The sequence below is a fragment of the Nocardioides guangzhouensis genome (assembly GCF_004519545.1).
Lineage (GTDB): Bacteria > Actinomycetota > Actinomycetes > Propionibacteriales > Nocardioidaceae > Nocardioides > Nocardioides guangzhouensis.
The window spans coordinates 1-9,970 of record NZ_SDKM01000073.1 but is presented as its reverse complement, the minus strand read 5'-3'; the positions used below and the strand labels follow the sequence as shown (position 1 = coordinate 9,970).

General features: G+C 66.2%; 6 protein-coding genes. 1 reads left to right on the top strand and 5 read right to left on the bottom strand.

All coding sequences use genetic code 11. The features are described 5' to 3' along the window. Window positions 1-608: 608 nt before the first annotated feature. The 5 genes from EKO23_RS23885 to EKO23_RS23865 form a co-directional block, all read right to left on the bottom strand. Window positions 609-1,517, bottom strand: coding sequence for a restriction endonuclease (locus EKO23_RS23885; RefSeq protein WP_134720992.1), 909 nt, complete (start codon window positions 1,515-1,517; stop codon window positions 609-611). 303 nt (window positions 1,518-1,820) lie between these two features. Then, window positions 1,821-2,765: a hypothetical protein gene (locus EKO23_RS23880; protein WP_217702791.1), complete on the bottom strand. Its 945-nt coding sequence runs from the start codon at window positions 2,763-2,765 to the stop codon at window positions 1,821-1,823. After that, on the bottom strand, window positions 2,762-5,206 hold the full coding sequence (locus EKO23_RS23875; RefSeq protein WP_134720990.1) for an AAA family ATPase: 2,445 nt from the start codon (window positions 5,204-5,206) through the stop codon (window positions 2,762-2,764). The genes EKO23_RS23880 and EKO23_RS23875 overlap by 4 nt, the downstream gene beginning before the upstream one ends. Continuing rightward, a complete protein-coding gene (locus tag EKO23_RS23870) occupies window positions 5,206-6,423 on the bottom strand; it encodes an exonuclease SbcCD subunit D (RefSeq protein ID WP_217702790.1) in 1,218 nt (405 codons plus the stop codon). The genes EKO23_RS23875 and EKO23_RS23870 overlap by 1 nt, the downstream gene beginning before the upstream one ends. Further along, complete coding sequence (locus EKO23_RS23865) at window positions 6,398-8,167, bottom strand: ATP-binding protein (protein ID WP_134720989.1); 1,770 nt, start codon at window positions 8,165-8,167, stop codon at window positions 6,398-6,400. Before EKO23_RS23865 ends, EKO23_RS23870 begins: the two co-directional genes overlap by 26 nt. 271 nt (window positions 8,168-8,438) lie before the next feature. On the opposite strand from EKO23_RS23865, the gene EKO23_RS23860 reads away from it, so the two are divergent. After that, the gene (locus EKO23_RS23860) at window positions 8,439-9,656 is read left to right on the top strand and encodes an HIRAN domain-containing protein (RefSeq protein ID WP_134720988.1); all 1,218 of its coding nucleotides are present in this window, start codon (window positions 8,439-8,441) and stop codon (window positions 9,654-9,656) included. Window positions 9,657-9,970: the final 314 nt, after the last annotated feature.

Here is a 9,970-nt window from a genome sequence, read left to right as displayed (position 1 = left end):
CGGCCTGCATGGCTTCGAGCACCTCGAGTAGGGCAGCATTGTCCAAGGCCATCGTGCTTCAGGTCCTTCCGTGAGTCTCTATCGCTAGGTCTCACTGACCGTGCACGGTGGCCGCCTACGTCATCGTCAACACGACGAACAGCGGCCCGAACTACACCACCTCACGGGACGTCACCCTGATGGTGAATAAGTGCGGCAACACATGCCCCGCCGGTCCGCCCAGCGATGAACAGCCTCGACCCCGACAACCACTCCCCCACGTCGCGCCGGTCCCCGTTCCCGTTGGATTCCGCGCGACAGATTGCGGACCTCGGGACCGTGTCGGACCCTCCAAGTGTGGCAAGACACGAAGGTGCCGCACATCGGCCCAGATTGACGCATGCTGCGCGAGCGCCGTCGTACCTGAGGAAGATGTCGCCAAGCCCCGGCCTTGCCAGCATTTCCGTCAGGTAAGTGGCTTGTCGAGGGAGGTCGGCGGCAACCGGAGAACGCGTCACACCGCCGCGAGGCGGCCACCAACAACTGCGGGCCGGCGCGTAAGAACACGCGGGGGTGCTAATCGGAGGATGCTGAGCCGAGCGCACTCAGGGGGATTCACTGCTCGCGGCTCACTCGAAGAAGTCCTCGTCGATCTCGACGACTTGAACTGTTTGCTTGACCTGGACCCCAACGCCGAATCGAATCATCAACGCGGCCAGACGCTGACCGTCGATCAGTATGACCCGAGTCGGCAGGTTCGCGACGTAGTCGCGAGCGCCCTGGCTGAAGCGACCTGAAGTGATGAAGACGCCTTGGTTCGCCTGGTTGCCGTGGAGTGCACCGACGAACGCCTGGATCTCGGGCCGTCCGACTGCGGCGTTGACGGCGTAGCGCTTGGCCTGGACGTAGATCCGGCTCAGCCCGAGCGCATCCTGGTCGACTATGCCGTCGATACCGCCATCGTTCGAGAGTTGGGTCCGGGTTGCGTTGCCCTCGGCGCCGCCATAGCCCATCGCCATCAGGAGGTCGAGGACGGCTTGCTCGAAGAATGCCGGCTCTTGGGCGTGCAACCGCGCCAGAAGGTCGTCGGCAACGTCGGCGTGGATCAGGTCGATCGCCTGACCGATCTGTTCCTCCGGACTGAGCTGGGACTGCGCATTCGCGATGGGCGCGTCGATCGCCGACTTGGCGGCCTGAGCCGCCGCGAGAGACTCCGTGTACGCAGGAATGGTCCGCAGTTCCTTCTGGGTGATCCCCTGTGGATACTCATGCAGCAGTGTTCTGCCGACATCGGTGATTCGGTAAAGCCCGCGGGACGGACGTTCCACCGCCTTGGCTCGGGCCAGGTCTGAGGCTGCCCAGCCGATGCGATCGTGGTGCCGCAGCATCCCAGACGAGATCACCTCCGCCCGCTCGTCAGCCGTGAGGCCGACGTGATCGGCCACCAGTCCGTACAGATCGCGTAGCCGCCGGGTCTCGCCGTCCAGAAGCACCTCGAGTACCGGCACCATGAACTGGTCCCACGTCGGCATCGGCATACTTCAGCCTAGGGCCGTCACCAGGCCTGTCGATGCATCGGCCGGGGTCGAAGGATCGTAGCTCAGTTGGGTCCGCTCCATAAGGTCGAATGCACCGTTCGCCGCCTGTCGGCTAGCGGAACACACCCGCTCATGCCTCCCCTTTGTCACGAGGCGGCGGGAGTTCGGGCTTAGGCTGGGAGGCTGGCTGATTCGGGACGAGGCTCTCTCGAAGTGTCGGTGCCCGCGGCTGTGAGCTGGTCGCGCTGGGGCAGATGTGTTGCCCCGCCCTCCCGGGCTGGTCATTGCCCGGGCCAAAGTCCATCAAGAGTCTCCTCTGGTGGCGACGACCAGGCCCCGGTGGAGCTTTGCCGGGTCGCCGAGGCGATGCCTCAACAACTTCTCGAGTCCTCCGATGGGAGTGAGATTCTGCGGGGCTCGGGGGTCTTTGTGAGCCCGGCTTGCTAGTCCTGGAAGAAGGGCAGTCGTCGCATCGGCCAGTCGGAATGCTTCGTCGCGCGGAAGACTGTCCGCGCACTCACACCTCACTACTCCGGCCCATGGCATGTCAGAGACGACAGGCAACTTGATGTACCAGGTGTGGCGGGACCAGGTCGTACCGATGGTGAAGACCGGAGTCCGTTGGCCCGGCCGGAGATCGGCCACCACCGCGTTGAGCTCGGTCGGCAGGTACATCGCGTGGTGAGTCTTGATGTAGCCCACAGTGCGCGGAATAGTCGTGCGCCCGCGGAGGGGGCCGTCCAGTAGAAGGAGGTCATCGTCACTCGACCGCGTCGAGTGGGCGACCAAGAGCTCAAGGTCGCGCATCTGCTGCTGAAGCGTTAGCGAGAGGGCATCTGGATCGGCGCCGGCGCTTTGGATGATCGGGTAGGACGTCAAAGGTGCCCGGATCTCCTCCGCCTCGGGGCAGGCCGTGAGGATTGCGCGCCTTACCTCAGCCTGGGACAGTTGGGCCCGACCGTTGATCCGGACCACACCTGCCGCGTAGCTGGCGGCTAGCCCCAGGTTAGGTGCTGGCTCGCCGTCGACCATGAACCACACGCGGGCATCCACCCTGCGTATCCCGTCGACAATGAGCACTTCCTCGGGCCTCCACGTTGACGAAGGGGGGTCGAGGGGTTTCCATCGGTCACCCGGCAGCTCGAAGTCAATCGTCAGGCGGGCGGTTGACTCTTGTAGGCCGGCTTCTCCCGTGGGGGTGCCGTAGGACGGGTCCCATGGATCGACAGCGATGCGCGGGGCTGTCACGACCAGACCTTCTCGACTCTGGACTTGGATCCCTCGCGTGTGACCTGGAAACGCACTGGGACTCGGTCTGCGAGCGCTGCGACATGTGTCACTAGGCCGACCGTCCGTTCGCCTCCGCCCGAGAGCTGCTCCAGGGTGGAGGCGACGACGTCGAGGGTCGAGGCATCGAGGGTGCCGAAGCCCTCGTCAAGCAGGATGGTGTCGAGTTGGCCGCCGCCCGAGGACAGGCCGGCGATCTGAGAACTCAGCGCCAGCGCCAAGGCCAAGGAGGCCTGAAAGGTCTCCCCGCCCGACAGGGTCTGCACTGGCCGCTGGCTGCTCGCATCATTGTGGTCGACAACCAAGAGGTCCTGTTTGGCGTCGACGGTGAGCTCGAACTGGCCGTTCGAGAGCTCGTTGAGCGTAGCCGAGGCCTCAGTGACCATGGATTGGAGCGCCTCTTCGACCATCCAGCGCTCGAAGTTCCTGGCGCTCAACAACAGCCCGAGCTCCCTGTTAAGCCGCTCGGCCTGCTGCGACTCGGCGACGTCGCCGGCGAGTCGGGCCGCGTGGCTGCGACGCTCCTGAACTCGCTCGACGGCCAGTTGCGCGGCCGTGAGCGCGTTGGCCACGGCCGTGCTCACGCTCACCTCGGTCAGAGATGACGGGGCGGCGATGCCACCTGAAGCCAGGGTCTCAAGTACGTCGCCTCGTCGTTGGGCCGCGACCTGCTCGGCCTGCTCGGCGGCGGCAGAACTTGCTGCGAGTTTCGTGGCCACGTCGTCGTTCGTGACCCGGGCCCAGGACATGAAGGTCTCCCAATCGGCGACGTGGTCACCGGTGAGGGTAGGTGGGCGCTGCTCGGCGAAGCGGTCCCGCAACTGTCCCAGCTCACGCCCGGCCGCGGTGTAGCGCGTCTCCAGCTCCTTCAAGGCCTTCTCGGTCTTGCGTTGGCTTTCCAGGGCGATGCGTGACTCCTTGCGGGCCGCAGTCAGGTCGGCTTGAGCCGTCTTCGAGAGCTCCAGCAGTCGTGCCGCCTCATCAGCCGGAGGTGCGTCCTCGAGCTTCACCCGAACCTGGTCCAGCTCGGAACCCAGCCGTGCCCCTTCGTCCTCTGCGTTGCCTTGGTCGCGCTCAGCGAGGGCCTGCCCTCGTGCGGAGGCACTGACCCGCGACCTGGCCTGGGCCAGCGAGTCCTCGGCTTCCGCGATCCCCTTATGTCGCGGTCGCTTCGGGACCACCGCGACCTCCTGCAGGCACACCGGGCAGGCCTCACCAGGCACCAGCGAATGGGCGAGCTCGTCCGCCCGGTGCGCGTCGCGAACGGTCTCCAGCTCCCCTGCTGCCGCGGCCTCGGCGGCGACAGCGTTTGAGTTCGACTCGTGGGCGGTCCCGAGGGCCTTAGTGGCTGCTGCTAGCCGCTTCCCTGACGCAGTGAGCTGGGTCGTGAGGGCGGCTGCCCGGCCGTGCAGCTCGACGAGCTCGCGCCATGTAGCAGCGTCTCCGGCCTCATCGGCATTCGCTTCGGCCAGGGCCTCGTCAGTTTCCTTTGCCTCGGTTTTGGCCGCGGCTTCCGCGAGCTCGGCGAGGGCAGCCGTGCGCTGCGAGGCGAGTTGTTCCAGGTCGGAGGGTGGCGTCACCGTTGCCAGGTCACCCTTTAGCTCGACCAGGGCCCGAGTCTCGGCTACCCGAGTCGCCACGGCTTGGTCAGCGTGGAGCCAGGGCTCCAGGACCTGTGGCAGTCCCGACTGGAGCCGAGTCAACTCGTCTGCGCGCCGGCGGGCGGCTTCCTCGGCCTCCTCGGTGGCGTCCGCATACTTCGCCATCTCTGCCGCGAGGGTCTGGGCCCGGATTGCCGCTTCCTTCGCCACCTGGTTTGCGCGCTGGCCCACCCGGCTGTACACGCTGAGGCCGAGTAACGACACGAGCAAATCCTGGCGCTCAGATTTGGGTGCGTGAAGGAACTTCGCGAAGCCGCCCTGCGGCAGCACAACGCACTGGATGAAGTGATCCCAGCTCAGACCGAGCAGGGACTCGACCGCATCGGCCATCCCCTCCGGGGAGTCTGCCAGCGCTGCGATCTCGGCGTCGAGAACGTCGCCGAGGTCGCCGTCAATCGTAGAGTCGGGTGCGAGTTCGATCAGCCGCGACTGCTTGGTCGTGACCTGCCCTCTGGCTGCGCGGGCCAGCACGCGGATAGCGGCATACCGGTGGCCGCCGTTCTCGAACACGAGCGACACACGGGTGTGCCCGGTTGACGGAGCCATGGCTAGGGAGACTTGGTTGCGGCGCGGCCAGCGCGGGGCTGAGCCGTACAGTGCGAAGCAGACTGCGTCGATGATCGTGGTTTTGCCTGAGCCAGTGGCTCCCACGAGTGCGAAGTAGTCGGAGTCGGAGAAGTCGAGCGTCATCGGGTCGCGGAAGGTGCCGAAACCCTCGAGGTCGAGGCGGAGCGGTCTCATCAGGCCACCGTTCCCTGCTGGACCTCGTCGAGCAGCGCGGCGAACCTGCGCGTGAGCGCGTCCGCGTCGCCCCGGCCCTCGACCTCGAGGTATTCCCCGAAGAGCTCGATCGGGCTGCGGTTTGTGTTGCGTCGCGGGGCCGTCGAGGTGGTGCTGCCCAGGAACTCCGGGTCCACCCGGACCTCGAGGGCGCCGGGGACGAGCTCACGCACGTCGTCGCTGAGGCCGGCCCGCGGCTTCTCACGTACCACGACACGGAGCCACTCATCGTCAGCGAAGTTCTGGGTCGCGAGTTCCTCGAGGGTCGCTGTCACCGTCCGCAATCGACGACCGCCGCGGATCTCGTGGTCCCGCGTGACGGCGGGTGAGTCCTCGGTGACGTCGACGATCACAACGACGTTGGTGTTCTCGGCCTCCCCGAAATCGATCTGGAGTGGCGCACCCGAGTAGTGAAGTGGTGCCGGCCCCGGGATGCTCTGGCGCCGGTGCAGGTGACCAAGCGCGCCGTAGTGGAGAAGGCTCGGGAAGGTCGTGGCCGGTACGGCGTACTCGAAGATGTGGCTATCCCGCTCCCCGCCGCCGGTCTGGCCGCCCACCAAGGTGGCGTGGGTCATCAACAGGTTGACTGCACCGGCCTTCTCGAACCCGCCGGTGAGAACACCGACCATGGCCTTGATGTTGTCGGCGTAGTCGCGGTTAGTCTCCGCGGCCGTTCGGGTGATGGCCTCGCCAGCACTGATCGCCGTCCGTTGCGAGATGAACGGAAGGATGGCCAGGCGCGCCGTCTCGCCCGAGCGGGTTCGCAGCTCGAGTTGGCCGCCGTCCTCGGGTCGCAGCGGCATCCCGACAACCGTGATCCCGAGCTCGCCGAGAACGGGGCGGAAGACGTCGAGCTGGCGTGGGTTGTCGTGATTGCCTGCCTCGAGCACGACTTGCCGACCGTCGCGTTGGAGGTCGAGGAGGGTGCGCATCACCAGCCGCTGCGCATCAGGGGTGGGGGCGGAGCTGTCGAAGATGTCGCCCGCCACGAGGACGAGGTCGACGTCCTCGTCCGACGCCACGCGCACGATGTCGGCGAGCACTGCGTCGTGCTCGTCGAGGCGGGATCGGCCTTTCAAGACCTTGCCAACGTGCCAATCGGCAGTGTGGAGGATGCGCACGTCTACTCCAACGAGGGCAGTGGATGGGTGGTTAGAACGGGGCCGGCTCGCCGCCACCGGGCGCGGTGTCTGCGACCCGGGCGAATGGATCGCGGCGCACCTTCTCGGCCGCCTTGCTCGAGGCAGGGGTGGGTGGGGCGCCGGCCTCGGAGACGCGGGTCGCCCAGGCGGGGAACGGGAACTCGATGGCGAGCGGCACGGGAATGTCGGGCTGGGAGACGAACATCGAGCCCGGCTTGGCGAGCAGCGCCCGCTGCCTATGAGTGGTCGGGAGATAGCCGTATTCCGGCCGGGATGCCTCGGCAGCGTCGAGACGGCCGGCCACCTTGATGGCACAGTTGGCGACGATTCGACGCTCGACCTCCGAGGCCGTCTGTTGCGCGCCGATCAGAACGACGCCAAGGGAGCGGCCCCGCTCGGCCACGTCGAGCAGGATCTCCTTGATCGGATGGGATCCTTCTCGAGGTGCGTACTTGTTCAACTCGTCGAGCACAATAAAGGTCAATGGCTCCGACGAGCCGCTGGCCTCCTTTTCCGCCAGCTGACGACGCAGCGTCGTACCGACGACGAAACGCTGGGCGCGATCTGGCAGCGAGTGGATGTCGATCACCGTGACCTGGGCCTCCGAGGTGGTGACCGCAACGCGCCCGCGCAAGTCGAGGTCGCCGCGGATCAGCGCCCCGAGTGGGCGCACTGAAGAGTGGAGTCGGCGGAGGAACGCGTTGATCGATCCGAGCGCGGTAGCGCCCGGGGTCCAGTCGCGGCGGCTGTCCTCGTCGGTGAGCTGCTCGTCGATCAGCCTGACCAAGCCCGCCCAATCGCGGACGGTCAGGCCGGCGATGTTAATGGCGCCTGAGTCTCCGACGGGGGTCGACTCGCGCTTCAGCTTCGCGGCGACCTGCCCGATGAGCAGCGTGTACTGGGCCCGGTCGTCCTCAGCATCGGCAAAGCAGAACGGCAGCAGTTCGTCGCGACAGAACTCCTGGAGGGTCCAGAACATCGACGACGCCGCACCCCCGGCGCGACCGCTGATGTTTGGCGTGCCGGCGGGGTCGTTGGGGCGGGGCGGGGCGAAGACGTGGACCGACCTGAACGGCTGGGCCGGGAGGCCGAGCTCGGCGTAGCGGAGCTCCTGATCTGGGGTGAGCGCCGTGTTGTGGTAGTCGAGGTAGAGCAGGTCCTCGCCCTTCACGCAGTAGACCAGCGCCTTCGTGTTGACCGCCTTAGGTCCCAGAACCTTGGACGTGAAGACTGAGTGAAGCAGGAACAGCGCATAGCTAGTCTTGGTGGCAACGCCCGAGATTCCCGAGATGGAGACGTGGGCCCCCTTCGTTCCGTCGACGAAGTCGAAATTGGCGAATACAGGGCGCTCGTCACGTCCGAGCCCGATCGGCAACCGTCGCTCCATGGAGTCGAAGTAGAGCGCCGCGTCCCGCTCATCGTCGTGGGCCCGCCGGACGTCTGCGCCTGGTGTCGGGGGAACGTAGATCTCGGGCTCGACCCGCGTCACCGAGACCTCAGCGGCCTCAACCACCTCGCCCGGGAGCGTTCCCTCAGCGATCAAGTGGACATCGGACTCGAAGGATGCCCCCTCGTGACGCGCCTGGACCTGGGTCACGACGCCGCTCGTGGTGACAACGCCTCGCTCCGGGACTTCCCGCTGGGTTACCACCACGTCGTCCAGCTGCAGCCACCGGCCGGGAACAAGGGCAGTCCAGTACGTCAGCGGTGACGCGGGCTGAGTCCCGAGAACACGGCCGATCGTGGGCGTGCTGGCCTCACTCTCGGATGATTCGTTCACCTTAGGAACTCTAGGTGAGAAACCCGACACGGCTCGAGGAATGGGCATGATGCATCTGAACTGAGGGGGATGGTGTTCCTGGCTCTGCAGCACAGCTCAGATGGGCACAGACGCCGCGCTCGATGGCTAACCGGCAGATGCGCTGGGACGATCGGCTCCCGGGACTCGCAAGGCTCGGCCACCTGGAGCCGCAAATGCCCCACTCCAGACCGAGCGAGCGCTGCGACCGCAAGTCGCTCGAGCGTACAGTCGTCAGCGCGACACTTACCGAATGGGGGACGCACCGATGGGCATTTTCGACCGGCTGAAGGGTGCAGGTCGATCCGCGAATTCGGAGCAGGAACAGGTTCGCCAGACCGCCACCGCTCACTTGTACACCGGCGAGGAGGATCTAGAGGTCGTCGGTGAAAGCCGATACCAAGAACACTTGCGATCCATCTGCGGCGGCGATCCAGCCAACAAGGTTCTGCAAGCGGTGACCGCGGTACTTGTCCCCGAACCGGACAATCCCTACGACTCGAACGCTGTCTGTGTCCAGATCGAAGGGGCAGTCGTCGGGTACCTGCCCCGCGACGTCGCGGCGCAGTATCTTCCCGGTCTGAGCCAGTTGATGACCGAACGGCACGGCTACATCGCCCTCGAAGGAGTTGTGGTCGGTGGCGGCATGATCGGCAGCCGCACTGGAAATCTCGGCGTCTGGCTCCGTCACGATCCGCACGACTTCGGAGTCGACAGTACCGCGTCCGCTCAGCGTCGACCCGGGAGCGATCTGGCACCCATGCAGCCCGGAGCAATGCGGACGGGCTTCAGCGAAGCCTGGCTGACCGACGTCGAAGACGACTCATACGACCTCTCTTGGTTCAACGCCCTCCCCGACCAAGACGAGCCGGCGATTGAAATGCTTCGCGGCCTGCTGGAAAGCGACCCAGATCCGATTGACCGACACTTCCAATTCAGCGAGCTCGAGTCTCGCCTGTACAAGGCCAGGGACCGCGACCCCAGGGCACTCGACGAGTTCGACGACGTCTGCCGGCGCCATGACGCCGAGATGGAAGTCATCTGCGAAGCGTTCATAGCGAAGTGGGACAAAATCCCGCTGCTGGAGACCTACAAGCAGATGGCAATCAGGCAGCAGAAAGCCCACAACTGGGAGCAGGTCGTGTGGTGGGCGCAGCGCGGCATCGACTTGTACGGTGACCGGGCCGCCCGACCCGAGGCCGTCGATGACCTGGCCAAACGGAAGGCCCGCGCCGAGACCAAGATCGAAGCGGCACGGCAGCCCGCCAAGACCAAGCCACCGGCTGTTGCGAAGTCTGGCGCTCCGCTCGATGTTCCGCTCGCCGACCCGACGCCGGCGTCCGCCTCCTTGGCGGGCTCGGAGGGGACGAGTGAGATCGAGATCCTGACGTGTACGAGCTGCGGTGGATCATTCGAGCGATTGCGCGTGCGGGGTCGAAAGCCACTGCTGTGCCCTAACTGCCGGGGCTAACCTCGAAGCATCCTGCACCGGCTTGGCACGCCCGAGCGTCGCCGAGCCAGACATTTGCTGACGGTACCTCGCTGAAGGGATCTCCCAGCCGTGCAGCGGAGTGCGTCACTTCGCTAAAGAGGGGGCAGCTGCCGCAAGCGCGGACGGGGTGATCGCGCGCGGGTCGCAGCGTTGCGGCAGGGCCCGGCTGACCTGTGGTTCATGGCCCAAAGACCGAACACCCGGCGACGGAACAGGCGCTTGCGATCCCGCCCGAGCCGGTCAGCCGACGCAGCGACCTCCGACGGCCAGCGTCGCCGCCGAGCGCCATCACG